General features: G+C 40.5%; 16 protein-coding genes. 4 read left to right on the top strand and 12 right to left on the bottom strand.

What is annotated here, in order from left to right; all coding sequences use genetic code 11:
• Positions 1-32: 32 nt before the first annotated feature.
• The 8 genes from ABD769_RS06435 to ABD769_RS06400 all read right to left on the bottom strand — a co-directional run bounded on the left by ABD769_RS06435 (position 33) and on the right by ABD769_RS06400 (position 16,388).
• Positions 33-1,658 (bottom strand): RagB/SusD family nutrient uptake outer membrane protein, encoded by a 1,626-nt coding sequence (locus ABD769_RS06435; protein ID WP_344850401.1) that lies wholly within the window; start codon positions 1,656-1,658, stop codon positions 33-35.
• Between the two features lie 11 nt (positions 1,659-1,669).
• Positions 1,670-4,654 (bottom strand): SusC/RagA family TonB-linked outer membrane protein, encoded by a 2,985-nt coding sequence (locus tag ABD769_RS06430; RefSeq protein WP_344850400.1) that lies wholly within the window; start codon positions 4,652-4,654, stop codon positions 1,670-1,672.
• 419 nt (positions 4,655-5,073) lie between these two features.
• Positions 5,074-6,315, bottom strand: coding sequence for a DUF2264 domain-containing protein (locus ABD769_RS06425; protein WP_344850398.1), 1,242 nt, complete (start codon positions 6,313-6,315; stop codon positions 5,074-5,076).
• Position 6,316: 1 nt separating this feature from the next.
• Positions 6,317-7,432: a glycoside hydrolase family 88/105 protein gene (locus ABD769_RS06420; protein ID WP_344850396.1), complete on the bottom strand. Its 1,116-nt coding sequence runs from the start codon at positions 7,430-7,432 to the stop codon at positions 6,317-6,319.
• A complete protein-coding gene (locus ABD769_RS06415; protein ID WP_344850394.1) occupies positions 7,432-9,579 on the bottom strand; it encodes a glycoside hydrolase family 43 protein in 2,148 nt (715 codons plus the stop codon). The genes ABD769_RS06420 and ABD769_RS06415 overlap by 1 nt, the downstream gene beginning before the upstream one ends.
• Positions 9,580-9,607: 28 nt before the next feature.
• A complete protein-coding gene (locus tag ABD769_RS06410) occupies positions 9,608-10,945 on the bottom strand; it encodes a BNR repeat-containing protein (protein ID WP_344850393.1) in 1,338 nt (445 codons plus the stop codon).
• 221 nt (positions 10,946-11,166) lie between these two features.
• Positions 11,167-15,213, bottom strand: a complete 4,047-nt coding sequence (locus ABD769_RS06405; protein ID WP_344850391.1) for a hybrid sensor histidine kinase/response regulator transcription factor — start codon at positions 15,211-15,213, stop codon at positions 11,167-11,169.
• A 200-nt stretch (positions 15,214-15,413) separates the two neighbouring features.
• Entirely contained in the window at positions 15,414-16,388 is a 975-nt protein-coding gene (locus tag ABD769_RS06400) for a TPM domain-containing protein (protein ID WP_344850389.1), read from the bottom strand.
• 343 nt (positions 16,389-16,731) lie between these two features.
• Here ABD769_RS06400 and lat point away from each other — a divergent pair, with 343 nt between their 5' ends.
• Together lat and ABD769_RS06390 are read left to right on the top strand one after the other, a co-directional pair.
• The gene (gene lat, locus ABD769_RS06395) at positions 16,732-18,063 is read left to right on the top strand and encodes an L-lysine 6-transaminase (RefSeq protein ID WP_344850388.1); all 1,332 of its coding nucleotides are present in this window, start codon (positions 16,732-16,734) and stop codon (positions 18,061-18,063) included.
• Between the two features lie 2 nt (positions 18,064-18,065).
• Positions 18,066-18,467, top strand: coding sequence for a hypothetical protein (locus tag ABD769_RS06390; protein WP_344850386.1), 402 nt, complete (start codon positions 18,066-18,068; stop codon positions 18,465-18,467).
• 1,784 nt (positions 18,468-20,251) lie between these two features.
• Here ABD769_RS06390 and ABD769_RS06385 read toward each other — a convergent pair.
• Entirely contained in the window at positions 20,252-21,613 is a 1,362-nt protein-coding gene (locus ABD769_RS06385) for an acyl-CoA dehydrogenase family protein (RefSeq protein ID WP_344850384.1), read from the bottom strand.
• A 137-nt stretch (positions 21,614-21,750) separates the two neighbouring features.
• Between ABD769_RS06385 and ABD769_RS06380 the strand changes: the two genes are divergently transcribed.
• Positions 21,751-22,125, top strand: a complete 375-nt coding sequence (locus ABD769_RS06380; RefSeq protein ID WP_344850382.1) for a YtxH domain-containing protein — start codon at positions 21,751-21,753, stop codon at positions 22,123-22,125.
• Positions 22,126-22,214: 89 nt separating this feature from the next.
• Here the strand turns inward: ABD769_RS06380 and bshB1 are convergent, their stop codons facing one another.
• The 3 genes from bshB1 to ABD769_RS06365 are packed head-to-tail and all read right to left on the bottom strand — an operon-like array spanning position 22,215 to position 24,072.
• Positions 22,215-22,931, bottom strand: coding sequence for a bacillithiol biosynthesis deacetylase BshB1 (gene bshB1, locus ABD769_RS06375; RefSeq protein ID WP_344850380.1), 717 nt, complete (start codon positions 22,929-22,931; stop codon positions 22,215-22,217).
• A 7-nt stretch (positions 22,932-22,938) separates the two neighbouring features.
• Positions 22,939-23,451 carry a glutathione peroxidase gene (locus ABD769_RS06370; protein ID WP_344850378.1) on the bottom strand — a complete coding sequence of 171 codons (513 nt, stop codon included), beginning with the start codon at positions 23,449-23,451 and terminating at the stop codon, positions 22,939-22,941.
• A 6-nt stretch (positions 23,452-23,457) separates the two neighbouring features.
• Positions 23,458-24,072: a DUF4294 domain-containing protein gene (locus ABD769_RS06365; RefSeq protein ID WP_344850377.1), complete on the bottom strand. Its 615-nt coding sequence runs from the start codon at positions 24,070-24,072 to the stop codon at positions 23,458-23,460.
• A gap of 109 nt (positions 24,073-24,181) precedes the next feature.
• Here ABD769_RS06365 and ABD769_RS06360 point away from each other — a divergent pair, with 109 nt between their 5' ends.
• Positions 24,182-26,389, top strand: a complete 2,208-nt coding sequence (locus tag ABD769_RS06360) for a RelA/SpoT family protein (RefSeq protein WP_344850375.1) — start codon at positions 24,182-24,184, stop codon at positions 26,387-26,389.
• The last annotated feature ends 99 nt before the right edge of the window (positions 26,390-26,488 follow it).

Below are 26,488 nucleotides of genomic sequence, written 5' to 3'. Positions count from 1 at the left end.
GGCCATCAGTAAATGATGACCCTGATAATTAATTAGTAACCCGGATTTTGGGTAATAACGGCATCTTTATTTAATTGTATTTCGCCCAACGGGATCGGTAATAATAAATTTTTGGCAGTTAAACCGGTAATTGGTTTAGAGGCATCATTTGAGTTTAAACGAAGTGCTCTTTCTACCAGGGTACCCGTTCTCATTAAAGTCATCCTTCTGTTTTCCTCTCCGATCAGCTCACGTGCACGTTCATCCAAAATGAAATCCATCGTCATTTGTGATGCCGAAACCTGATCTGCACCTGCACGCGTCCTCAATACATTAATGGTGTTTGCAGCTTCATTGGTTTTGCCCTGTTTTACCTGCGCTTCAGCCAGTAATAAATAAGTTTCGCCCAGGCGCATCAGGATAAAATCTTTGATCATCGCATAACCAAAAGTATCATTGGGATCAAAAGCACCCCATTTTGTTGTACTTGGGCAAATATTGATCAGGGTATCTGGTCCGGTGAAAGGCACCTGTTTACCGTATCTTGCTGCATAAGTAGGGTTCGGGTCGTTGTAATAGTATCTTCTACGGATATTGTATTGAGAGTTTCTGATATCTTTTCCTTTATACAGGCCATATAAAACCCAGTTACTTAAACGCAAACGGCCAATAGAGCGGCCTCCTAACGAATCGGCCAATGCCATACCTGCAATATTATAATAGGCTGCACCCCATACCCTGCGTTGTTGCGGATTATCGGTAATACCGCCTACCACACTGGTTGGATTTTCTTGCTCCAACACCCATATGGCTTCTGTATTGCCCTGCGAGCGCCTTTGGTTGCCATACTGGAACATGTCAGAATAATAATCGCCTGGCAAACTGCTTTTAACACCATAACGGTTTTTAATTAAACTGAATTTTCCGCTGGCAATAATGGCTTGGGCCTGTTGTTCTGCCAAATCTGGTTTATTCATTCTAAGGTACACTTCAGCAAGAAGCTGCATAGCCATAAAACGGTTGGCCCTGCCATACATTTTGCCTTTTGTATTTGTTTTTACCGCTTCGATATCTGGTAAATTTGCCGCAGCATAAATGAGATCACTTACGATAAAATTATTTACATCATCTAGCGGTGCACGTACAAAATCGGTTTTTGGACCGCTCAAGGCATGAACAATTAAAGGTACACCCCCATAGCAGGTAGCCAGATTATTGTAGGCATAAGCCCTGAAAAATTTAGCTTCTGCACTTACCAGGCTTTTCCCTTTGGCACTTAACGTGGTAACAGAAGGGTTTTCGATCCCATCAACAATAATGTTGGTTAGGTTGATCATAATGTAATTTCTGTTCCAGGTGCGGGCAGAACCATTATCCGTAGGGGTTAAAGTGGCATAGTTATAATAAGGGATTTCTACGCCCTGCTGGTTATTGGTTGCATTGGCAACATCGGTACCTACCTGCCAAACACTTGGCCAGCCCTGTTGGTCAGACCACGAAAAGATGGTACTGGTATGGTTGTATAAACCGATTAACGAGGCCTCAAAGCCCAGTGAATCGGTAAGCGTTAGCGGGGTATATGCAGAAAAGGGTTTTTCATCCAGAAATGCTTTTTTACACGATGAAAATGCAAAAAATAATACCGCTAATGCTGTTATGATGGTGATATTCTTTTTCATGATAATAAAATTTAACGTAATGAAACATTTAAACCGAATACAAAGGTTCTGGTGATGGGATAGTTGTTGGTCCAGTCGCCAGAGCCACGGGAAGAATAATTGTTTTCAGGATCCCAGCCTACCCATTTTGTAAAAGTGTGCAGGTTACGGCCACTGGCATAAACGGTTAAACTACCCAGGTGCAGTTTATCTAAAACCGACTGACCAAAAACATAACTCAATGTAACATCCTTAATGCGGGTATAACTTGCATCTGAAGCGTATCCATAACCTAAGGTATTATTATAAGAGAGTGCCGGTCTGGTTTGGCTCATGTTTTCAGGCGTCCAGTACCCGATTTCGGCTGGTGTATTTCTACGACCTGTTTCATCACCATAGGTTAAATCAGGGTTGTTTTTCGTCATTCCTTGTGCGGTTTGAATAAAAATGCTCAGGTTAACATTTTTGTAATGGAATGTATTGGTAATACCACCGGTCCATTTTGGCGCAATCTGGCCTAAAATAGTCCTGTCATCTGCAGTGATTTTTCCATCACCATTTAAATCAGCAAATTTTAAGCTTCCCGGTTTGGCAGTAGGATCCTGTTTTGAAACGTCTTCACCGGTTTGCCAAACACCTGTCATTTTGTAATCGTAAACAATGCTAATCGGCTGACCTAAAAACCACCTGTTTCCTAAATCATCTTTTCCATCGCCATACAATGAAGTAATTTTATTTTTATTGGTAGCGAATACCAGCATGGTTTCCCAACGGAATTTATCACCAACAAAGTTTTGCGTATTTAAGGTTAGTTCTAAGCCCCTGTTTTCTGTTTTACCGATATTATCGTAAACATTGTTATAACCGGTAATAATTGGCAGGCTTCTTAACAGTAATAATCCACTGGTTTTGTTCTGGTAAGCCTCAATGCTACCGTTGATCCTGTTTTTAAGGATTCCAAAATCGACACCAATATTAGCTGTTTTTGTGGTTTCCCATTGCAGTGAAGTATTACCTAAATTACCTGCCTGTACGCCAATGGTACTGATGCCATTAAATGGCGATCGGGATGTTCCATCAGTGGTAATGGTTCTGTAAACCGGAATGGCTTCATTACCTGTTTTACCATAAGAAAGCCTTAATTTCAGGTTATTGATTAACGAAACATTTTTCATGAAGCTTTCGTTAGAAATGTTCCAGCCGATTGCCGCTGAAGGGAAAACGCCATATTTAGTGGTATTGGCGCCAAATACTGAAGAACCATCTCTACGGGCAGTTAAGGTTAATAAATAACGGCTGTCATACGAATAGAACAAACGTCCCATTTGCGAATTAAGGCCATATCTATCGCGGTATGAGCCACTGGTTTGCGTTGCACCGGCACCGATATTATCTAAACCCAGTTCGTCGTTTATAAAACCTACACCACCAGCTGTAGTTTCGTTGTATTTACGTTCCTGGGCACTATAAAGCGCCGTAAAATCGAAATGGTGTTTTTTAATATCTTTTGAATAGGTTAAGATATTTTCTACCGTGTAACTGTTTGTAGAGGCATTGAAACTTCTGGCCGTACCCAGCATATCGTTAGCTAAACGACCAATGTAACTGCCCTCCCTTTTTGGAAAATAGGTATAACCCGCATTTAACCTGTATTTTAAACCCTGTAACACGCCAGGAAATTTAATTTCAGCATAACCGTTTCCATTGATATTGGTAGTCCTGCTGATCTGTGTAGTGTTTAGTCCTAAAAGCGGATTGGTGTACAACTGCTCCGGATTCATGGGATAAATGGCATAAGTTCCATTTGCATTATACTCTTGCCCGTAAGGGCTCATCGCCGTAGCAAACAATAAGTTAGCCCTTCCGCCATCGTAATTGTTGCTGGTAAGAAACAATGAAGTACCAACGGTTAAGAAACTGGTTACATTTACATCCAGGTTAGAACGTAAGGCAACGCGGTTAAACTGGTAGCCTTTTACTACACCTTTTTGTTTAAGGTAATCGCCGGAAATAAAATATTTTACATCAGGAGAGCCGCCCGAAATACTCAGGCTATGGTCTTGCATCTGCCCCTGTTGTGTTGCTTCTTTTACCCAATCGGTTGTGGTACCAGCATTGTAGGCCGGAAGTTCGCCGATATTTGGTACCGGACGCTGCTGTACCTGATTGGTCTGTTTTAAATAATCGGCATATTTTTGAAGATACTCCTCACCACTGCGTGGTTCTAAAATATGCGCCAGGTTTTCTAATCCTGCATAACCACTATAACGGATTACCGGCTTGCCCGAGGTTCCTCTTTTTGTGGTGATCAGAATTACACCGTTAGAGCCGTTTGTACCATAAATTGCTGTTGCACTGGCATCTTTCAGAATTTCCATCGAAGCAATATCATTCGGATTAATATCATTCAGCGAACCGCCGGTTTTTGTCAACGGCACACCATCTACCACCACATAAGGGCCTGAATTGGCGTTAATCGAATTTTGTCCACGTACAAGCGTTGCAGGTTGACTGCCAGGTACGGATGAAGTAGTTGTAACATTAACACCTGCAACCGCGCCTTCTAAAGCCTGCATTACATTGGTTACAGGTAATTGTGATAGCCTTGCTTTAGGTACCGATACTACTGAACCGGTTACATCCGATCTTTTCTGCGTACCGTAACCCACAACCACTACATCGTTTAATGTTTTGTCGCCAGCTTCCTGGAGTTTTACATTTATTACCGCCTGGCTGGCCACAACCTGTGTGATGGTGTTATAACCGATAAAACTGAAAGATAAACTTTCGCCCCGGGCAGCGGCTATCTTATACCTTCCGTTGCCATCTGATACGACTACTTTTGAAGAGGTTAGGTTTTTTACCGTAACACCCGGAATTGGTGCACCCTTTATATCCTGTATGGTTCCGCTTATCTCTGCCGGAACAGTTTGGGCGAACAAATGGCCTGCACCCGCAATAACGAATATTGCCAGCAGTGCCATATACTTTAATAGTGATAGTAATTTTTTTTGCATAATGTTATTTGGTTAGTTGTTAGGGATGAAGATCAATTACTGAATAATTGACGTTTTTCTTTCCGCGGTCAATCAGAGACTTTCCTGATGACGGGTAATGGGGATTTAGTTACATGTTGGGATAGTTTTATATTTGGTTTAAGCAAATAAAGCACAAATATTACCTCCGCAGTGAGGGGTAATACGGTAATTAATGGGGGTTAAATTCTGATTTTTTGTTAAAAAAAGGCCGTTCCAGGCATTTATATAGATTTCGAAGGATTTTTAACCGTTTAAAAAACGTTTATTTTAAAAAATATAAGGATTGTCTTATCTAACTGCAAATGAAAAGAATGCACACAGATATCAATCCGTGTTTATCTGTGTGCGTTTGTGGTTAAAAATTCTAAACTTAACAGCAGTACGCTTAAGTTGATAGTTTACCTTAAATCGGCACTATGGTCGTTCGGGAAATCTTCTCCGGCCCAGATGCGCTGCGCACTCCATTTGGCAGGTGGGTTAGTCCAAAATGGATCGCTGGCAGGCAAACCTAAAGGAAGAAAAATATTGGTACAGATGTAAGGACTGCCCTGGTTATTGTAAAAATCGCCAAGATCGGGTTGCGAACCATACAAACCTATGGTTAACCAACCGTTTTTATAAGTGGTTGGGCTTTCGAGTGTTTTTCTAATTACAGCGGTGAGGGCACAACGTACCTGCTCAGGACTGAGCTGCTTAGGCAAGGCTTTTCTATAGGCCATATCTGCCAGGTGGTGAAAGGCACCGCCACGGTACACGATAGATCGGCCGGTAGCAGGATAAGTTCCATCGGTATTAATCAGGCGTTCCTGAATAACCGCATAACGTTCGTTTCTTCTCCTGATTTTTTCAAACATACCGTTATAGTCCTTTACTTTACTTCCAATAATCTCGGCTATTTTGGCGAGATATGGATGAATCACATAACTGTTATAATAATCGAAAGCATAAGTGCTGCCATCTTTATACATGCCATCGCCCACATACCACTGTTCCATTTGCTGTAAGGCATAATCTACCCGCATGGGATCCCAGCTGTAACCGAATTTAGCCAAAAAGGCCTCGTTCATGGCCGAAAACAACAGCCAGTTCGAAAATACAGGTTTAAATTTACGGGTGGTGATGATCGATTTCACCATCAGCGCCTGATTTTTCGCATCCAGATGTTCCCAGATCCATGGTGCTCTGATGATGGCCAGTGCCACATAGGAAGCATCTACCAGTTGCTGTCCGCCTATATCATAGTTCATAAAATCCCTGGCGTTCGAATCAAGGGAGTTTTTCAACCCCTGGATTACCCATTCGCGGTATTGTTTACGAAGCGCAATTTCCTTTGCATCGCCATCTTCCAGTTGCAGCCATGGCGCTATTCCGCTTAAAACGCGGCCTAACACCTCTACATATTGTACTTTTATCCGGTGATCTTTATTATCAATATGGATGGAGGTAACCTGCGGCATGGCAATACGCAGACTATCTTTAGCCAGGTTGTACAAAACCGGCCTTACCATTTTATCCATCTGTTGCAGCCAAAATTGCCTGTCGCTTAAGTTTTCTGCACTTTTTTTCTTTTTTTGTGCCGATACCGGCAAGGTTAAAGCAGCAATTGCAATTACCAATAAGCTTTTGTATAATGTTTTCATGCTATTTTTTTAAAAATCTGTAATATTCACATCCTGCCAACAGGAAAGCACCCACGCCAAAATTGGACGTTGAGTTTTGGTCTACAACCTGCCCCGGAATGGCTTTCTCTCCTATGGGCTGCACGAAACCAATTTTCCCGTTTTCCTGTAAAGCCGTTTTGCTAAGGTATTTCCAGCCTTTTATGGCAGCAGGCAGGTAAGTCTTTTCTTTGAGGTAACCATTATTAATTCCCCAGAGTAAACCATAGATGAAAAAGGCTGTTCCACTGGTTTCGGGGCCCGGAGCATGTGCGGCATCCAGCATACTCCTCGTCCAATAGCCTTCTGCCTGCTGACTTTCGATAATGGCATTGGCCATTCGTTTATATTTGCTGATGTATTCTTTTCGGTGCTGATCATTTTTAGGCAAATCTTTAAGCACTTTTGCCAAACCGGCGAAAACCCATCCATCGCCCCGTGCCCAGAAATCTTTTTTCCCGTTTACACTTTTGTGTTTGGGATACACATATTTGGCATCGCGGTAATAAAGCCCCGTTTCCTGATCGTACATAATGCTGTTGGCGTATGAAAAGTATTCGTGCAATTTTTCGAGGCATTGTTTGTTGCCTGTGGTTTTGTAAAGTTTGGTCATTACCGGCATTACCATGTACAAACCGTCGGCCCACCACCAATAATCGCTTGCCGGACTGGCCATCTCATATTCCATTACTTCTTTGGCCCTGGCTATTTTATGTTCCTGCGGATCTAAATGATAGAGATCGATATAGGTTTGAAAGCAGATTTGCCAGTCGCCAAAAAGTACATAATCGTCGGTTTCGCCATATTTATATTTCCACTGACTTTTATCGGTTGATTTTGCACCCATCCATTGGTTATATGCGGCCCAGGTTTCAGAATATTTACGATAGTTTTCATCCTTTGTTAAGGCAAATACCTCCATATTCCCGGTATGGTAGGCTGCATTATCCCAAAAAGCACGTACTTCGGCTTTGTTGTTACTTTGCCAGTAGTGGTTTACTTTATTAATGATCCGGAGTACTTCCGGCTTCGTGTTTTGTGCCTTTACAATAACCGAAAACAGTATTGCAAGTATAAATGTGTTGTATATTTTCTTCATTAGTTGACTGGATTTATACCTTTTTTGGTTGGAATGACTTTTTTGATGGTACCATCGGAATTAAATTCCATTTTATCAATGCAAACTTCACGGTTATAACCGGCTGCCCTGCCCATATTTATCCCTTTTGGAAGGGTAAAACGGTGATATACCATATACCATTCATCCTTACCGGGAATTTGGATGACGCTATTGTGCCCGGTGCCATAAATCCCCTCCTCGGGTACCTTGGCTAAAATGAGGTTATTTTCGTGGATAGTGATGGGGCCGGTTGGACTATCAGAATAGCCATAACTTACCCTGTAATTTTCGCTGCGGGTATCATCTTCTGACCACAGGAAATAATATTTTCCATTTCGGAAAAATACCTCTGTACCCTCTCTGAAACTTTTGGTCGGTGTGATTATTTTTACGGTACTGCTGTCAATAGAAACCATATCATCATTCAATTGAGCACAGGCCATGTAACCATTTCCCCAATAAAGGTAACTTTTGCCCGTTTTGGGATCTGTAAATACATCCGGATCAATTTCCTGCCCGTTTTTTATGCCTTTTGGCTTTTTGTCAATCAATGCCCTGCCACTGTCTTTAAATGGTCCGTTCGGATGATCGGAAACCGCCACCCCTATTTTTTGGGCGGCAGTATAATAGTAGAAATACTTAAATTCAGTTCCGATTTTCTTTTCAGCGATGGTTGGCGCCCATGCATTTCTTTTCCCCCAGCTTACATCCCGGTTCAGGTCTAAAATAATGCCTTCATCTTTCCAGTTCACCAGATCGGCAGAAGAAAAGGTTTTAAAATTAGTGCCGCTCCAGCCGGTAAAACCATCGCTGGTTGGATATAGATAATATTTCGAAGTTTTATGAGAATAAATAATCTCGGGATCAGCAAAATAACCGGGCAATACCGGATTATTATTGATTTCAACCGATGCCTTAAAGGTTTGCGCTGTTTTACCTGCCAGTTTAATTTTGATATTTACCGCACCTCTACTGAAATCGACAGGTCCGGACGGAGAAATTTCAATACCCGGAAAAGAAATAAACTGTGGATTAACCGCTTTTAAATTTGCGCCATACTTAAGCGGAAAAAACACGGTATTTTTAGCAGAATCGCCCACAATGTTATTGGTTTTGATAACAGAAGCAGTTGCCGATTCGAAAATTGCCTGTGGAGAATACCATTCAGATACCAGCCTCGCCGCTTCTGCGGAGGTAATGGGCAAAACAGTACCATGGCGGGGGTGGAAGTTCATATTTACGGCTTCATCAACCACTTTAAAGTTTTTTAGATCAGTACTTCTGGTAAACTGGTAGCGGCCTTTCATGTACACATCGTACATTAAAATATATCCGCTGTTATTGTTGAGCTTAAATACCCCGGCACCCTCTACCGCCTCTTTAGTTTGCTGTAAATAACGATCTTCCTGCACATAACCCCTTGTCAGTTCGCTTGAAACGGCTTTTTTAATGCCATTTCCTTCACCTTCTGTTTTGAAAAAAAGATTGTATTTTCCATCGTGGTAAATGATATCGCCATCGATACAAGAGCCATTTGTCGGACTAAAAAACAATTGTTTCGGTTCTGTTTCCAGATCGCTAAAATCTGCATTGGCGTAAGCGTAATAGATAATATCGGGCTGGTTTCCGTGTTTCATAGACCAGTACACCATATATTTTTTAGCTTTCGCATCATAGATAGTCTGCGGTGCCCACACGCGTTTTAAACTATCATTACCCTTAAACCTCTTTTGAATATTGACTACTTTGGAACTCCAGTGGATTAAATCTGATGATTTTAACAACACCATTGCCCGGTTCGAATCCCATCCTTTTGCCGATTCCATATCGGTGGCCACCATGTAAAAGGTTTTGCCATCGGCACCACGCAAAATATGCGGATCGCGAACGCCCCCGCTTGAGCTGATGTTTGCCGAGGATAAAACAGGCTGATCGTTATTGAGTGGCCGGTAGGTAAATCCATCGTTACTGATGGCAAAATGTATGGCCTCTTCCGATTTATTGTTTCCGGTAAAATACACAAACAGGTAAGCCGACATTTTTTCATCTGCAGCGGTTTTCTTTTGTGCTGCTAATTGAAAGGGGATTAAAAAAACCAGCAGCCATAAGCGCGAAATCAATTTCATATGTAGTTTAATCTTTGTGTGTTTAAGTTTATTTATTGTTTTTTGGCTGCCACTCCAGCACCTCCACAGCTGTTGGCTTTGTAGCCGCTTTGCCTTCCCCATCGATCTGCGTTACATTCTGGATGTAAATATTCAGGATGCCGCGATCTTTCCAGAGTTCGGTATCGTAACTCGGTTCCCAATCGCCCACACTGGTTTGGGTAAGGTCTTCCACTTTCCAGTTGCTGGTATAAATATTTTGATTTAATGCAATCGAGGCTTTATTGCCTCGTTTGGCATCCCTGAACAAAATTCCGGCAGCATAACTTTTCTGGTAAGGCCAGGCTATAATCTGCGGACGGGAAATGGGAATTTTCTTTGTGCCGCCGCCACTTAAACTGAAAGGTGTATTTCTGAAAGCCAGTTTATTCACTTTCCAGCCGCTCCCATCGTTAAAAACAATATGGTATTGTGGAATGGAATCTGGTTTATCTGTCCAGTATCCTGCTATAAAAACCCTTCCGTTTTCATCTGCAAACATTGATGTCTGGTTTATTAATTCACTTTTTTGAGGTATTTTAAGTGCATACTCCGCATTTGATTCAGTGATGGGCAATTTATATTTTTCACCTGTACTTTTAAGCCAGGTAATGCCACCATCGGATGATTTTGCATAGGCTAGATCGTGGTTACTGGCCACATCCGGACTTTCGCGCCAAACCCACGAAATATGCAATCCACCGGCTTTATCAGTTGCTACCTGCCAATAGGCGTTCCGCTTGCCTTCTCCATCAATCAGGCCATCTTGCACGCGGCTCCATTGTTTATTGCGGAGCGAATAACGGTTAATCATCAAATTTCCATTGCCCGAGCCCCCATCGCGATAGAAAAAAAGCAAATCTCCATTGCTGAGTTTGTAAAACTCCGGATAACTTACTTTTTCTTCCTTTTTTCCAAGCATCGGTTTTTTTTCACCAAGCATTAGCGAGCCGGGAGAAACTGCTTTAGCATAATTTAGCTGGTTGTTGTGCTGCCCCCAAGCCATATGCAGGTATCCTGCCCCGTCGACTGCAATGCTGATGGATTTGTGCGCATCGGTTGCATCGCCCTGATATTGCGTTTTACTGCAGATCCAGGATTTGGCTTTACTTTGTCTTTTAGCTAGAACCACAAACTGATCGGCATCATAAAAAGCCGCATATTGAGTGTTTTTATAAGTTACAATTGAGTTTTTACGAAAAATAACGGCATTTACTGAGTTATTGGCCCATCCGTTACCGGCTATTGAGCTAATTTTTATGTGTTGTGCCTCACAATGGTTAACAGACAAAAACAACACACCAAAAACGGTTAAACAAAATAAAAAACAGGCTTTTTGGCTTATCATTTTAGCCAGGCTGGTGGAGAGCAAAGAACAGGGATTAAATTTATACAATATCATAACAGTTTAGGGATAGCCATTGGTAAAAGCATGTTAAATTTACAATGGTGATTCCTGTTTATATTTGGTTAGGCTAAATAGCAACTTTTTACGCTTAGTAACAGGGGGGTAAATCATACTTTACAGGGGGTGATTTAGGAAAAATACATTTATATGGCCTGATTAAGTTAACCGAGCGAATTTAGGTTATAATATTTATGAAAAGTTTTACGGTGTTTTTTTACAAACTCTGAAGGGGTTAAGTTGAATAATTTCTGGAAATGCTCCCTAAAATATTTAATATCATTAATGCCTACCCTAAAAGCAGCCTCGTTAATGTTCAGGTTGGTGTTGATCAGTAATTCTGCTGCTTTTCTTAAACGGATAAACCTTACAAAACTACTTACCGATTGCCCGGAAGTTGCCCTGATGCGTTTATACAGGTTAGAATGGCTCATTCCCAATGCAGAGGCCAGGATTTTTACGCTAAAGTTTTCTTCCGTAAGGTTATCTTCAATAATGTTAATACAGTTTTGCAGAAAGCCCCTGTCTTCCTGAGAAACTTTATGGGCATCTGATTTAAGCGTAATCTCATTATAAAAATACGATTGCAGGTTTTGCCTGTTTTTAATGATGCCATTAATTTTGGCCGAAAAAAGTTCCTTATCGAAAGGTTTACTGATGAAATCGTAGGCGCCTACTTCTATCCCACTTAAACGCACCTCGGCGCTCGGATCGGCCGTAAGCAGGATTACCGGAATATGGCTCAGTTCCGAATCTTCTTTAACGGCCCGGCAAAGCTCAATACCGTTAAGGCCATCCATGTTAACATCCGAAATGATAATATCGGGCAAAACATCTTTGCATATTTTTAGCCCGTCGATACCATTGGTAGCATTATAAATTTTAAACTTATCCTGAAAAATCTGTTTAATGTAGCCGATAATCTCCATGTTATCATCCACAACAAGGATACTATGCAAATCAGAAATCAGCAGTTCAAGGTTTCCCTTACTTTCCTGTTCTGCATAATCAGGGCTTTCCTCTTCCTGTGTAATCAGTTCGTTTACATAAAGCAACTGGTCGCCATCTGCACAATCTACCGGTTCGGCTGGAGATTCTCCCAAAGGCATCTCTATCGAAAATATGGTACCTTCTCCTTTAACCGACGAAAAATAGATTTTGCCCTTATGGAGTTCTACAAAACTTTTTACCAGGTATAAACCGATTCCAAATCCCATTTTTAACGATTCTTTACCGGCAGCTTTATAAAATTTATCGAAGAGTTTTTCTGAAACCTCATTAGAAATGCCTGGACCATTATCGCTCACTTCAATTTTAACTCCGTTTTGATGCGTAACGATGCTTAATTTCACCATCCCGCTCATTGGGGTAAATTTTAAAGCATTAGATAAAAGATTAAACAGAATGATCTCCAGCTTATCCCTGTCCGCATAAATCTCGATGCTTTCATCTTCGCATTCGAAAATATAATTGATGTTATTGTTTTTTGCGGTATAACCGAAGCATAAGAATATTTCTTTGGCAAATTTGTAGAGGTTTATTTTTACGATGTTCAAGGCATCATTTTCACTCTCCATTTTCCTGAAAAGGAGCAACTGATCTACCAGGCTTAACAAGCGCCTCGAATTGCGGTACACAACGTTCAGGTCGTTTTTTTCTTGTCCGGCTTCCTTACTGCTCAAAATATCTTTAATCGGGTTAACAATCAGGGTAAGTGGTGTCCGTAATTCATGCGAAATGTTGGTAAAGAAATCAAGTTTTTTCTCGTTCAGGTCTTTTTCACGTTCCATTTTGAGGTTAGTGATTTCGATCTCGTGTTTTAAATTGCGCTGCCTGTTTCGGTAAGTCTGAAAAACATAAACTGCAGCAGAAAGCGAAACAATATAAGCTGCAAAAGCCCACCAGGTACGGTACCAGGGCGGCAGAATCCTGATGGCGATAATTTTTTCGTTATTGCTCCAGTTACCTTCGGTATCCGTACTTTTAATGTGCAATTTATATTCGCCTTCATCCAGCCTCGAATAATAGGCTGTAGAAAGTTTGTTTACATAGTTCCAGTCCCTGTCCCAGCCTTCTAAATAATAGGCATAGGAAATCTGATCCTGGAAGGAAAATTCAATGGCAGCATAATCAACAGAAATTACCGCAGCATTATAAGGGATTGAAATTTTTTGCAGGTTTACTACGGTTGTATTTTTATAGGCAGAATCCTGATTGAGCGGAATATTGTTAATCCTGAAATCGGTGAGCACAATTTTTGGCACCCTACGGTTCTGCTTTATTTTTGATGGATAGAACAGGTTAAAACCTGCTGTGCCCCCGAAGAGAAAAGCCCCGTCTTTTAATTTTATTGCCGCATTATAATTAAACTGATTACTCTGCAATCCATCGGAAGCATAATAACTTTTAAATTTTCCTGTTGCAGGATTGTATTGCGATAAACCATTGTAGGTGCTGCACCAAAAACTGCCGTTTTTATCGGGTAAAATATTTAATACAGAATTACTGGGCAATCCGTCCTTTTCAAAATAGCGTTTAAATTTTCTGGTACGGGGATTAAAGCATAAAAGCCCCCCGCCTTCGGTGCCTATCCATAACATATGTTTGGCATCTTCGTTTATGGCCCTTATAGCGGTATTGACGGTAAAATAGACATGTTTTTTAGATTTTCTGTCTACCTTAATCAGCTGTGCATAATTACCCGCCCAAAGATTGCCTTCCGTATCTTCGAATAGCGTATGGATATCTTTAAGCCTGTTATCAAAAAGTTCGAATTTATCTGAAGTTTTATTATACAGGTACAATGCACCGCCACGGGTGGTACCCGCCCAGATGTTTTTGCTTTTATCCAAAAAGAGTTTCCAGATATTAATATCATCAAAACCCCTTGTGCTATTGAAGCACCTGTAATGGATAAATTTACCTGATCGCCTGTCAAAGCGGTCGATGCCGCCACTAAAGCTCCCTACCCAAACATTATTTTCGTCATCACTCAATATACTGGTGATAAAATTGCTTTTTAAGGCTCCGTTTTCACCATTTTTCGAATAATTGGCAAAGGCATTGGTCTTTCTGTTCCAAACACTTAAACCGCCGCCATCAGTCCCGATCCATATGTTTTGAGTGCTATCTTCGCAAAAAGAAAGCACAAAATTATTAATCAGCGAATTTTTGTTCAGAGGGTCATTTTTGATCGTCTGGAACTGCGCATTTTCCTGATCGATGATGTTAACCCCTCCCCGCAGCGTAGCAATCCATTTTCTTTTCTCGCCATCTTCAATCACCTGCCCGATGGAATTACTCGATATAAAACCCTTATTGCGCCCGGTAGGTAAACTGTTTAAACTTTTAAGCTTCGTATCATACACCCTAAGTCCGTTGCCATCGGTTGATACCCATAACTTTCCCCCGCCATCAAGCATCAGCCCCATAATGTTATCAGCAACCGGATACTGGTCTACCTGTTTAAGGCTGTTGGCGGCTTTATCAAAACTGTATAAACCATGCTCGGTACCTATCCAGAGTGTTCCGTTTTTACCATTAACAATGGCGGTTACATTTCTTATTTTCGAATTGTTTAACTGGGTTTTCCCGTTTTGGATATGATACCTGCATAAGCCGTAATCTTTGGCATAAAACCACAGATCTTGCTTTTCATCAACACATAAACCTTTCACGGCATGCATTTTACCTCCGTTTAAACCTACAAACCCAGCATGTGGCGCATTCTTTTTTAATAGAAACAACCCATGCTCATCTGTAGCAATAAAAACATTCGAACCCTGATCTGCAGCAATCGAATTAACCGAAAAAGACAGGTTGTTCAACTTACCTTTTTCAAGGTATTTAAGGCTGTGGAATTCACCGTCGGAGTAGCTATAATAAGAGATCCCTTTTTGGGTACCGATCCAGATTTTATCGTCACTGCCATTGAGCGCCGTGATGTGATTGTTTACCAGCGAATTTTCAATGCCCCAGTTATTTCTAAAAACTTTGAATCCATAACCATCGTAACGGTTTAGTCCATCGTAGGTGCCCATCCAGATAAAACCAAAATGATCCAGGTACAGGGAGTTTACAATATTATTAGACAGACCTTTTTCTACACCGATGTACTTTACCGAGAACAGATTATTTTGGGCAAGAATCAAATCAACATGGATTACAGAAAAAACTATAAGAATCAGAAAAATCTTAAGATTTTTAAACATATATTTTTTAGAAACGGTGTGTTATTTGGTTAAAACGAAGATACAAAATAAATTAAGGCAGGATTAATTTTGGCACAAATAAACCTAACATTAACATTTAAAACCCCGGACGGAATTAAAAAATACTTTTTAGCAAAAAAAAGCCCCTCATTTTCATGAGAGGCAATAAATACTGTTATGAACAGAAACTATTTTGCTGTTTACCAATCTGATGACGCGCCGCCACCTGAAAACCCACCGCTTGAAGAAGAACTGCCACCGCCGGAAGAGGAGCTACCACCACCTGAAGAGGAGTTGCTGCTGCCAGAGCTTCCCCTGGATGATCCCCAATTTCCAAAAATACTTGTATTGCCTGCACTTTGGGAATCTTCATTATGCAGGTTATGATGTTCCTGATCCATGCGATATTGCTGGTTGTTATTTCTGCGCCTGCCTAATAATTCATTTAAGAAAAAACCAGTTGCCGCACCTGAAGCAAATGAACCAAAATTACTTCTGCCACTATTGTTATAGCCTCCCTGATATCCGTTATATCTTCTTGCTCCAGACCGGAAAGCCATAAAAACGGAGAAAAGAACGATTCCTACAAGCACTCCTAAAATAATATTTAATGACGGGCCTGAATCAGCTGTTTTTTGAGCTGGTGCTTTAACATTCGTTTCATTAACAGCCGCTAACGGCTGAACGGCCTGCGCTGCATTATCATAACCGGCACTATCGAGCTTAAATGCGATAGTTGAAACTAACGCCGCTATGCCTTTTCCATAATGCTTTAAACGAAAATGTGCTTTGGTTTTTGTTAACACATCCTGACTGTTTTCGGCAGTAAAAATGGGTTCCAGATTACGGGCTACTTCAAGTCGTTGTTTACGCTGGTTAACAGCAGCTACGTACACTAAACCATCTTCTTTATTCCCAACTTTCCATCTGCGTGCAATAAGCAACGAATATTCTTCAATATCATATTCTTTTGGAATCTCATTTACAATTACAATAGCAAGCTGTACGCCGGAATTTTTCTCGATCAGATTAATGGAATCGTTTAAATTTTTAATTTGCGATTTCGACAGAACCTTGGCAAAATCATTTACATAGGTATCTTTTATAGGTTTAGGGATTTGCGCAAATGTAGTAAGCGCTACAAAAAGTAGCAAGAGCGATAAAGTATATTTCATGATTTAAATTATACAGCCAAATTAATATTATTTTTTTTAAAACTAAATATTGAAGAGGCAGGTCATTTGATTTTAATGAAATGCAAAACACTAACTATCCAAAACAAGGATCCGGGCTTGGAAGGAAACTCCGGATAAACCTGAAATGAGTGTACATGGCAGGGCTCTGGTTCCTATTTTTAGCAAAAAAGTTTTCCACATCTGTGAAGTCCAAAACCTGATTTTGTCTATAATCATACTTTAAACAGTTTAAACCTGTTTTTTGATGAATCCTCACAAAAAGTGCTTAAATTTTGATTGCAGGCACATTTTACTAAATTTGAAATATACCAAAACCAAGTTTATGTATCAATTAACAGTACCTGCAGATCGCGTTAACGAATCGTTAAGAAAGCACATTCTGGCCGATGGTTTCGACCTCACCTACGATATGGAAAAGAGTCATGGTGCCTACATTTATGATTCGAAATACAACAGAACTCTGCTCGATTTTTTTACCTGTTTTGCATCTGTTCCCTTGGGCTATAACCACCCTAAAATGATCAATGATGAGGGATTTAAGAAAAGCCTCTTTCAGGCTGCTTTGGCCAATCCTTCAAATTCGGATGTTTACACCCAGCAATATGCACAGTTTGTAGAAACATTTTCGCAAGTTGGGATTCCAGATTATCTGCCTCATGCTTTTTTTATTGCGGGCGGCGGCTTAGCGGTCGAAAATGCAATAAAAGTAGCCATGGACTGGAAGGTTCAAAAAAACTTTAGCAAAGGATATACGGAAGAAAAAGGTTTTAAGGTTTTACATTTCGAAAGGGCTTTTCACGGCCGTACCGGCTATACTTTAAGTTTAACCAATACCCTGCCCGATAAAACCAAATGGTTTGCCAAATTCGACTGGCCGAGGGTTGCCGTTCCGGAAGTTAAATTTCCACTCTCTGGCGATCATTTAAACCATGCCATCGAAACCGAAGAAGCTTCGCTGGCGCAGATCAAAAGGGCATTTGCTGAAAATAAAGATGAAATTTGCGCCATTATTATTGAACCGATACAATCAGAAGGCGGCGATAACCACTTACGGGAAGAGTTTTTGATCCGGCTTAAAACATTAGCGGATGAAAATGAAGCTTTTTTAATTTATGATGAAGTACAAACAGGTGTTGGTTTAACCGGCAAATTCTGGTGTCACCAGCATTTTAGCGAAAAAGCCCGACCAGATATTATTGCTTTCGGTAAAAAAATGCAGGTTTGCGGTATCCTGGTTGGCAATAAGGTAGATGAAATTGAAACCAATGTATTTAAAGTTCCCAGCCGCATCAATTCTACCTGGGGAGGTAATTTGGTAGATATGGTACGCTCTACACAGATTTTACAGATTATAGAAGAAGACCAGTTGTGTGAAAATGCAGCAAAAGTAGGTGCTTATTTAAAAGAAAACTTAGAAAAGTTATCACATCAGTTCGATCAAATGAGCAATGTACGTGGAAGAGGCCTGTTATGTTCTTTCGATTTCCCCACCAAAGAAATGCGGAATGCTTTTATCAGCAAAGGATTGGAAAACAACGTAATGTTTTTGGGCTGTGGCGAGAAAACCATACGTTTCCGTCCGGCGCTTTGCATCGAACAAAAGCATATTGACGAAGGCTTGACGGTTATGGAAAAAATATTGCCTTTATTGTAGGCATGAAGAAAAAATCACTCTCCTACCTTATTGTTGCTGTTGTTCTGGTTTTAACTTTCTTTATTGTGAAAGATACCTTTAACCAGCCAGGCATTGAAGATATGAAAGCTGGTTTTAAAGAGATAGTGAAGTATAGAAACGCCAATAATACCGGGCCTGTGCAACGGATTTACGTGGTAACGGTTAAAGATTCGGTATGGAAAGAGATGGAAGATTACGGTAATTTAATGCCGCATACCAAATACGGAAATACAAAAGTGTACTTCTTCATGCAAAACGGAAATGTTCCAAAAACCTTACAGCCTGGAGAAGTAAACTTCGATCCTGCTTTTAATAAAGCCTGTATTGCCTTATATGAAAAAAGTGCGATGAGCCAGGTGGCATTTAATAAACATCCGTATTAATAAAATTTCGTCTGGTTCCCCCCGGTCTGTGTCCTTACAGAACGGAATAAATAATAGGCTAATTTCCGTAAATTTTGATTTTTTATTGATTTGGAAATGAAGGGTTCTGTGTACCTGGCATTTTCAGTCCCGCTTTTGTTGCTGCCGATTGAAAAAAACCGGCATCCACGCCAATCGGGTTTAGTTACAAAGTTTGTACTCGAGAAACCAAATCCCCGGTCTGTGTCCGCACAGAACGAAATTTTTGCGATAAAAAACAATAAATTTATTCACAAAAAATAAAAAAATTTTTGATTTGGAAATGAAAGGTTCTATGCATTTTGGCATTTTCAGTCCCGCTTTTGTTCCTGCCGATTGGAAAAAAATCGGCATCCACGCCAATCGGGTTTAGTTACAAAGTTTGTACCCCGAGAAACCAAATCCCCGGTTTGTATCCTCACAGAACAGAATAACATTATTGAGATATAACATAAAATGGTCTGTGAGGACACAGACCATGGAAGTTTGTCTTTATGAACCAACCATTGTTTAATAAACCTGACAGCAGCGAAAATCCTTTTTGCTTGCACTAACTTTTAATATGCTGTCATGCTGAGGCACGAAGCATCTGCAAACCATAAAACACTGCTTTAAACCCCGGCACTTCAAAACCCGCAAAAAGATTGCAGAGAATGGCAGGACTACAGCACCTATGAAATACTTACATTCATTTCCAAACCATAAAAATTCTGCTATTTATCAAACTCATCAGTATTCGACTACGCTCAGACCGACAAGCACCGCCTCCCCGATATGTGTCTTCACAGAACAGAATAACATTATTGAGAGATAACCGAAAATGGTCTGTGAGCACACAGACCACGGAAGTTTGTCTTTATGAACCAACCATTGTTTAATAAACCTGACAGCAGCGAAAATCCTTTTTGCTTGCACTAACTTTTAATATGCTGTCATGCTGAGGCACGAAGCATCTCCAGACCATGGAACACTGCTTTAAACCCCGGCACTTCAAAACCCGCAAAAAGATTGCAGAGAATGGCAGGACTACAGCACCTATGAAATACTTACATTCATTTCCAAACCATAAAAATCCTGCTATTTATCAAACTCATCAGTATTCGACTACGCTCAGACCGACAAGCACCGCCTCCCCGATATGTATCCTCACAGAACAGAATAACATTATTGAGAGATAACCGAAAATGGTATATGAGGACACAGACCACGGAAGTTTGTCTTTATGAACCAACCATTGCTTAATAAACCTGACAGCAGCGAAAATCCTTTTTGCTTGCACTAACTTTTAATATGCTGTCATGCTGAGGCACGAAGCATCTCCGGACCATGGAACACTGCTTTAAACCCCGGCACTTCAAAACCCGCAAAAAGATTGCAGCGAATGGCAGGACTACAGCAGCTATGAAATACTCACATCCATTTCTAAACCATAAAAAAGCTAAATTTTGTTTATTAATACTCTTTTTAATTTAACTAAAAGTCTTCGAATACGCTATCATTGACAGATTTAGAAAGGTCGTCAATTGCGAGGAGGAACGACGAAGCAATCTTTCCTGCTAGCGATCATTGTTAGAAAGATTGCTTCGTCGGCTGAAAAAGCCTTCTCGCAATGACGAACTTAGCGGCTTATCGTTGCGCGAAGATTCTTCTGTCATTCATATTGATTTTTATAAAATTAATTATCCCTCACACTGACAAACATCTCATATAATTAAACTCATTAAGTAATGCCTATACTTTTGCCTTGTAAAACTTTATTAGTTCCCCTAAACAAAAGCGGAGAAACCGGTGATGGCGCGGCCTACAATTAGCGTATTAATTTCTTTTGTACCCTCATACGAATAAATAGCCTCGGCATCGGCCACAAAACGGGCTACATTATATTCGAGCAAAATACCGTTGCCTCCCATTACTTCACGGGCTTTACTTACCACATCGCGTGTTCTTAACGAACAGAATACTTTAGCTAACGAAGCATGCTCATCTTTCAACAAACCCTGATCCTGCAATTGAGATAGCCTGAAGCACAATGTTTGCATAGCTGTTAAATTCGATAGCATTTCTACCAGATGGTTCTGGATCAATTGAAAAGAGGCAATGGGTTTACCAAATTGTTTCCTGGTGCGGGTATATTCTAACGCATTCTCGTAGGCTCCCCTGGCGCAACCTACCGCTTGCCAGGCTACACCTGCCCTGGTCATCTGCAGCACCTTGGCGGTATCTTTAAATGAATTTGCATTCTGGAGGCGATCAGCTTCTTCTACCTCACAATTGGTTAAAGTAATAATTCCATTTTGCACAATGCGAAGGGCCATCTTATCCTGCATTTTTTCTACAGCAAAACCCGGATTATCTTTTTTTACAATAAAACCTTTAACCTCGCCGCTTTCCTCATCGCGGGCCCAAACAATCAGGATATCGGCAAAAGTAGCGTTACCAATCCACTTTTTCTGCCCGTTTAACACCCATTTGCCATCAACTTTTTTACAGGTGGTGGTTAAGCCTCCCGCTGCTGCAGACCCCACTTCGGGCTCAGTTAAGCCAAAGGCACCTATAATCTTAAATTGCTGCATCAGCGGCAGCCATTGCTGTTTTTGTTCTTCCGATCCACACAAATAAATCGATCCCATGGCCAAACCGCTCTGCACCCCAAAAAAGGTAGAAATTGAGGTATCAATCCGCGCCATTTCCATAGCTAAAATACCTTCCATTAAATTTGATTTACCCGGACAGCCATAACCTTTATAGGTTAAGCCACAGATATTGAGTTCGGCCAGTTTTGGTATAATTTCGAAAGGAAATTCAGCTTTGTTCCAATAATGATTTACAATGGGTTTTACTTCTTTCTCTAAAAAAGCACGAACTTTTAGCTGTAATTCGCGGTCTTCATCTTTTAACGCTTCATCACCTAAATGATAGAAATCGCCTTCAATCGGGGGTAATTCTCTCTTTTTATGCGATCCTCCCATCATTTTCATCATGCCCTGGATCTGTTTATCATCCAGGTTTGATATCGTTTCGACCATTTTGGGTAAATCGACTTTTTTCGATAAAGCTTCTAGCTTATCGAAATCTACATGTTTAAAAAGATTGTATGCATTTTTGAGAGATGAGAATATATTCGCCATTATTATTCGTTTTGAGAATAACAAATGAAGGGTGTTTTTGTTGTTTTGTGATAAAAATTTTGACATTAGCAGGCCACCACTAAAAATTTAAAAACTATACCTGATTCGGATTGTTAACCTGAAAAATTTAACTAACCATGAGTATAGAAAATCAAAATCAGGGCCAAGAAGAGAGTTTCTTCGATAAAGCAAAAAACAAACTTAACGAACTAAAAGATAAAGCAGAAGATGCCTGGGAAGACGTTAAGGACAAGGCGGAGGATACATGGGAAAATGTAAAAGATAAAGCCGAAGAGTTAAAAGACAAAGCTGAAGACAAGTACGATGAGTTAAAAACAAAAGGCGCATTTGCTGCAGGCGAAGCCAAGGGAAATGCAGAAGCTACGGGCGAAAACCTGAAAGATAAAGCCAGCGATTTGGCAGATAAAGCTGCAGATAAGGTTGATGACCTTAAAACTCAGGCTGCTTTCAAAGCTGGTGAAATTAAAGGTAATCTCGACGCCAATAAATAAGCATCTGTTTTAAACGAAAAAGGCAAACCGTACAGGCTTGCCTTTTTTATTTTTCCCATTACGGGAGAAAAAGACGGATAGGTAACTGGCTACCTCAAATCAAATAAATTATCTACACCTAACAATTTCCTCGAAGTAAAACCTTCTCCGAAAGTAGCACCGATGCTTTTACCAAATTCCCTCGCACGGCCAATCATACTTTCAAAAAATTCCGGCGAAGAAATATAAGTTTGTAATCCTTCTACATCAGGATTGTAGAATTGTGTTTTAAAAGCCTTAATGGACTCTATTTTCTTATCGATATGTTCGGTGATGTCCACAATAATATCAGGCTTTAAATACCTATCCTGTATGTACTGCAACAGCAACCTCGGGCGGTGTGCTTCCTGATTTACACCATCCACCGAAGTTTCGATTTTTGGCAAACCCGATAAAAATACCGAATCGTAAACCAGGTCGCCTGCCCTGCCATGATCCGGGTGACGGTCTTCCAACGCATTGCTTAAAATAATCTCTGGCTGGTATTTCCTGATCACTTTTATCACCTCCAAACGGTGAAACTCATCATTCTGGAAAAAACCATCACGCATACCCAGATTTTCGCGGGCATGTAAGCCTAAAATTTTCGCCGAATCTGCTGCTTCTTCATCTCTGGTTTCTGCAGTACCACGTGTACCCAGTTCGCCACGCGTTAAATCTACAATTCCAACTTTTTTACCGAGGGCAATATGTTTTAAAATCGTACCTGAACAGCAAAGCTCTGCATCATCAGGGTGCACGGCTATAACTAAAATATCTAATTTCATCTGTATTCTATTGGGCATTTTGGTTCAGCAACTGCTGAATTTTCTTTTTAATTTTCGAACTCAGTGGCTTGGTGAAGGGCAAGAAATAATCTACCAGTTCGCCATTTTTGTTCACAATATATTTATGGAAGTTCCAACGGGGTTTCGAACTTAACTTTGAATTTTGCTTTTTATCGCTCAAAAACTGATAAAGCGGATGGGCATGTGCACCACGCACCATAATCTTATCAAAAACAGGGAATTTTACGCCATGGTTAATCTCACAAAAAGAAGCAATATCCGAACCGTTTAAAGGCTCCTGCTTCCCGAAATCGTTGGTGGGAAAACCGAGAATTTCAAAATCAGGATGATTAATCTCATCTTTAAGTTGCTGTAATTCTTTTAACTGAGGGGTAAAACCACATTCGGAAGCTGTATTTACAATTAAAACAACTTTGTTGCGGTAGGCTGATAATGGCTGTTCTTCGCCATTAATTTTCTTAACCTTAAATGAATAAATATTCGGAATGCGTTCCTGCATTATATGTTATTGATAAAATCCTGAGGTGCGGATAATCGATTCGATATCCCTGTCCTCATTAGGATCGTAAGTGCTTTTTAAATTATGTCCTACCACACGCGCAACAATCTGATAAGAAAATGCTGCAAAACCACCTTTGGTCTGTTTTACAATTTCATAAGTTGTGCGCCCCACTTCACGGTCGATCAGTTTCGTTAAAATCTGCCCCTGAGTAATTGTTAATTCTTTTATTTCGCGGTTAAACATGTCTTTAATTTCTTTATCACATTGCTTAACCAGTTGTTTCTGCTCTTTTTTCTCCGGTGTTCTGGCCAAATCCTGCTCTAATTGCTCATACCGGCGCTTGGCAAACAGCGCATAGGGCATAACCTTTAACACATTGTATCTTAAGCGGTTATAAGCAGCCTGCTCCGCCGGCGATTTCCATATCCTTGCTGCATAGATGCTTACCTCATTAAGCTGCATCCACGGAATCATTACACCATTATCATTTGTTGAGGCCACTCGTATCGTATCACTTTTGCCCATTTTTGGAAACACCGGGGCAGCAGGCTCCTGTGCCCATAGCGAAATGCTACAAATCATTACAATACAAAGAAAAAAGAGCCCTTTAAATTTCATAAATTTATACTTTTACAAAGTTAGGTGTTATTTCATATATTAGTTGTTTCACAAAACTAATATAAGTTTTATTCAGAAATAAGACGCAATTTTTACGCAAAAAACACAAATGAAAACAGAGTTAGTGATTGATTTAGAGGCGGAAAAGCAGGAAATTCTAAAAAGATATAGGGCATTACTACGGGCAAGCAAGTCTACTTTACAAAAGGGCGATAAAAAAGAAATCAGGAAAGCTTTCGATATGGCGCTCGAAAGCCATAAAGATATGCGCCGTAAATCCGGCGAACCATATATCTATCACCCTATTGCCGTGGCACAGATTGCGGCAGAAGAAATTGGCCTCGGAACAACCTCAATTGTATGTGCCCTGTTGCATGATGTGGTAGAAGATACCGACATCACTTTAGAAGATATTGAACGCGAATTTGGCAAGAAAACTGCTAAAATTATAGATGGTTTAACCAAAATTTCGGGCGTTTTTGACACCAACAGCTCTTTACAGGCAGAAAATTTCCGTAAAATGCTGCTTACCCTTGCCGATGATGTTAGGGTAATTTTGATTAAACTGGCTGATCGTTTGCACAATATGCGTACGATGGATTTTATGCCGCGCCATAAGCAGCTTAAAATCGCTTCCGAAACCATTTATTTATACGCCCCACTCGCCCATCGTTTGGGTTTATATGCGATAAAATCGGAACTGGAAGATCTTTCCATGAAATATCTTGATCCGGATACCTATAAATTTATCGCCAAAAAATTAAATGAGAAAAAAGCAGAACGTGCACTTTTCATTAAAAAATTCGTCGAGCCGATTGATGAAATCGTTCACGAGCAGGGTTTGGTTGCCGATGTTTACGGCCGGCCAAAATCAATCCATTCCATCTGGAACAAAATGAAAAAGAAAAATATTCCTTTTGAAGAGGTATATGATCTTTTTGCCATCCGGATTATCCTGGATTCGGCTCCCGAAAATGAAAAAGCTGATTGCTGGAAAGCTTATTCAATTGTAACCGATTTATACCGTCCCAATCCGGACCGTTTACGCGACTGGGTTTCTTCTCCAAAAGGAAATGGTTACGAAAGTTTGCACACTACGGTAATGGGTCCTCGCGGCCAATGGGTTGAGGTACAGATCCGTACGCAACGCATGAACGAAATTGCAGAAAAAGGTTTCGCGGCACACTGGAAGTATAAAGAATCGAGCAATGACAACGGTCTGGATCAGTGGATTCAGAAAGTACGCGAAATGCTGAGTAATCCCGAAGCCAATGCTTTAGATTTCCTTGATGATTTTAAAATGAACCTTTTCTCTGATGAGATTTTCATTTTCACACCAAAAGGTGCATTGATCCAGTTGCCATTGGGTGCTACAGCTTTAGATTTTGCTTTCGAGATCCATACCGACGTGGGCGCAACCTGTATCGGCGCTAAAGTGAACCATAAACTGGTTCCGATTTCTTATAAATTGCAGAATGGCGATCAGGTAGAGATTATTACCTCGAGCAAGCAGGCACCAAAAGAAGATTGGCTGAATGTGGTGGTTACTGCAAAGGCGAAATCGAAGATTAAATCATCTTTAAAAGAAGAAAAACGCAAAATTGCCGAAAATGGCAAGGAAATTTTAGAAAGAAAACTAAAATCGTTAAAAATAACCTACAATACAGATAACATTCAAAAACTGAGTTATTTCTTTAAACTCCCTTCTACACAAGAACTTTTTGTAAATGTAGCCCTCGGAAAAATCGAGCTGAAAGATATCAGAGAATACCTGACGAGCGAAAAAGAAGTAGAAAACCGTGGACCGGAACGCCCTGAAAATTTATCTGTTGACGGGATTAAGAATAAAATTAAAGGTGGAGAATCTGATATTTTACTCATTGGTGAAGACATGCAGCGCATTGATTATACACTTGCGGCCTGCTGTAACCCAATCCCGGGCGATGATGTTTTTGGCTTTATTACGGTAAGTGAAGGCATTAAAATACACCGTACAAACTGTCCGAATGCTGCGCAATTGATGGCCAATTATGGTTATCGCGTAGTAAAAGCAAAATGGAATAAACAACAGGAGCTCACTTTCTTAACCGGCCTGCGCATTGTAGGTATTGATGATGTAGGCTTGATTAACAACATTACCAGGGTAATTTCGACAGATTTTAAGGTGAATATGCGTTCCATTACGGTCGACACCAACGAAGGAATATTTGATGGCTCGATTATGATTTTTGTAAATGATACCGAACATCTCGAAAACCTGATTAAAAATTTATTAAAGGTTAGAGGAGTTACCGGGGTGACCAGGTTTGATGCCTAGTTAGTCCGAAAGTCAGGAGTCCGGAGTAAGAAGTCATTATTTTAAAAATAATCGCAGCTATTTGTGATTTAAACTCCGGACCTCTGACTTCCTGACCTC

Origin of the sequence: Pedobacter jeongneungensis (assembly GCF_039538295.1) — a bacterium.
GTDB classification, from domain to species: domain Bacteria; phylum Bacteroidota; class Bacteroidia; order Sphingobacteriales; family Sphingobacteriaceae; genus Pedobacter; species Pedobacter jeongneungensis.
This window is presented reverse-complemented; position numbering and strand designations above follow the sequence as displayed.

Bases quoted from the DNA above. Each gene is read 5' to 3' on its own strand.
- ABD769_RS06385 (WP_344850384.1), bottom strand. From the start codon at position 21,613: ATGGCGAATATATTCTCATCTCTCAAAAATGCATACAATCTTTTTAAA.
- ABD769_RS06430 (WP_344850400.1), bottom strand. From the start codon at position 4,654: ATGCAAAAAAAATTACTATCACTATTAAAGTATATGGCACTGCTGGCA.
- ABD769_RS06380 (WP_344850382.1), top strand. From the start codon at position 21,751: ATGAGTATAGAAAATCAAAATCAGGGCCAAGAAGAGAGTTTCTTCGAT.
- ABD769_RS06400 (WP_344850389.1), bottom strand. From the start codon at position 16,388: ATGAAATATACTTTATCGCTCTTGCTACTTTTTGTAGCGCTTACTACA.
- ABD769_RS06435 (WP_344850401.1), bottom strand. From the start codon at position 1,658: ATGAAAAAGAATATCACCATCATAACAGCATTAGCGGTATTATTTTTT.
- ABD769_RS06425 (WP_344850398.1), bottom strand. From the start codon at position 6,315: ATGAAAACATTATACAAAAGCTTATTGGTAATTGCAATTGCTGCTTTA.
- ABD769_RS06370 (WP_344850378.1), bottom strand. From the start codon at position 23,451: ATGCAGGAACGCATTCCGAATATTTATTCATTTAAGGTTAAGAAAATT.
- ABD769_RS06415 (WP_344850394.1), bottom strand. From the start codon at position 9,579: ATGAAATTGATTTCGCGCTTATGGCTGCTGGTTTTTTTAATCCCCTTT.
- ABD769_RS06410 (WP_344850393.1), bottom strand. From the start codon at position 10,945: ATGATAAGCCAAAAAGCCTGTTTTTTATTTTGTTTAACCGTTTTTGGT.
- lat (WP_344850388.1), top strand. From the start codon at position 16,732: ATGTATCAATTAACAGTACCTGCAGATCGCGTTAACGAATCGTTAAGA.
- ABD769_RS06365 (WP_344850377.1), bottom strand. From the start codon at position 24,072: ATGAAATTTAAAGGGCTCTTTTTTCTTTGTATTGTAATGATTTGTAGC.
- bshB1 (WP_344850380.1), bottom strand. From the start codon at position 22,931: ATGAAATTAGATATTTTAGTTATAGCCGTGCACCCTGATGATGCAGAG.
- ABD769_RS06390 (WP_344850386.1), top strand. From the start codon at position 18,066: ATGAAGAAAAAATCACTCTCCTACCTTATTGTTGCTGTTGTTCTGGTT.
- ABD769_RS06405 (WP_344850391.1), bottom strand. From the start codon at position 15,213: ATGTTTAAAAATCTTAAGATTTTTCTGATTCTTATAGTTTTTTCTGTA.
- ABD769_RS06360 (WP_344850375.1), top strand. From the start codon at position 24,182: ATGAAAACAGAGTTAGTGATTGATTTAGAGGCGGAAAAGCAGGAAATT.
- ABD769_RS06420 (WP_344850396.1), bottom strand. From the start codon at position 7,432: ATGAAGAAAATATACAACACATTTATACTTGCAATACTGTTTTCGGTT.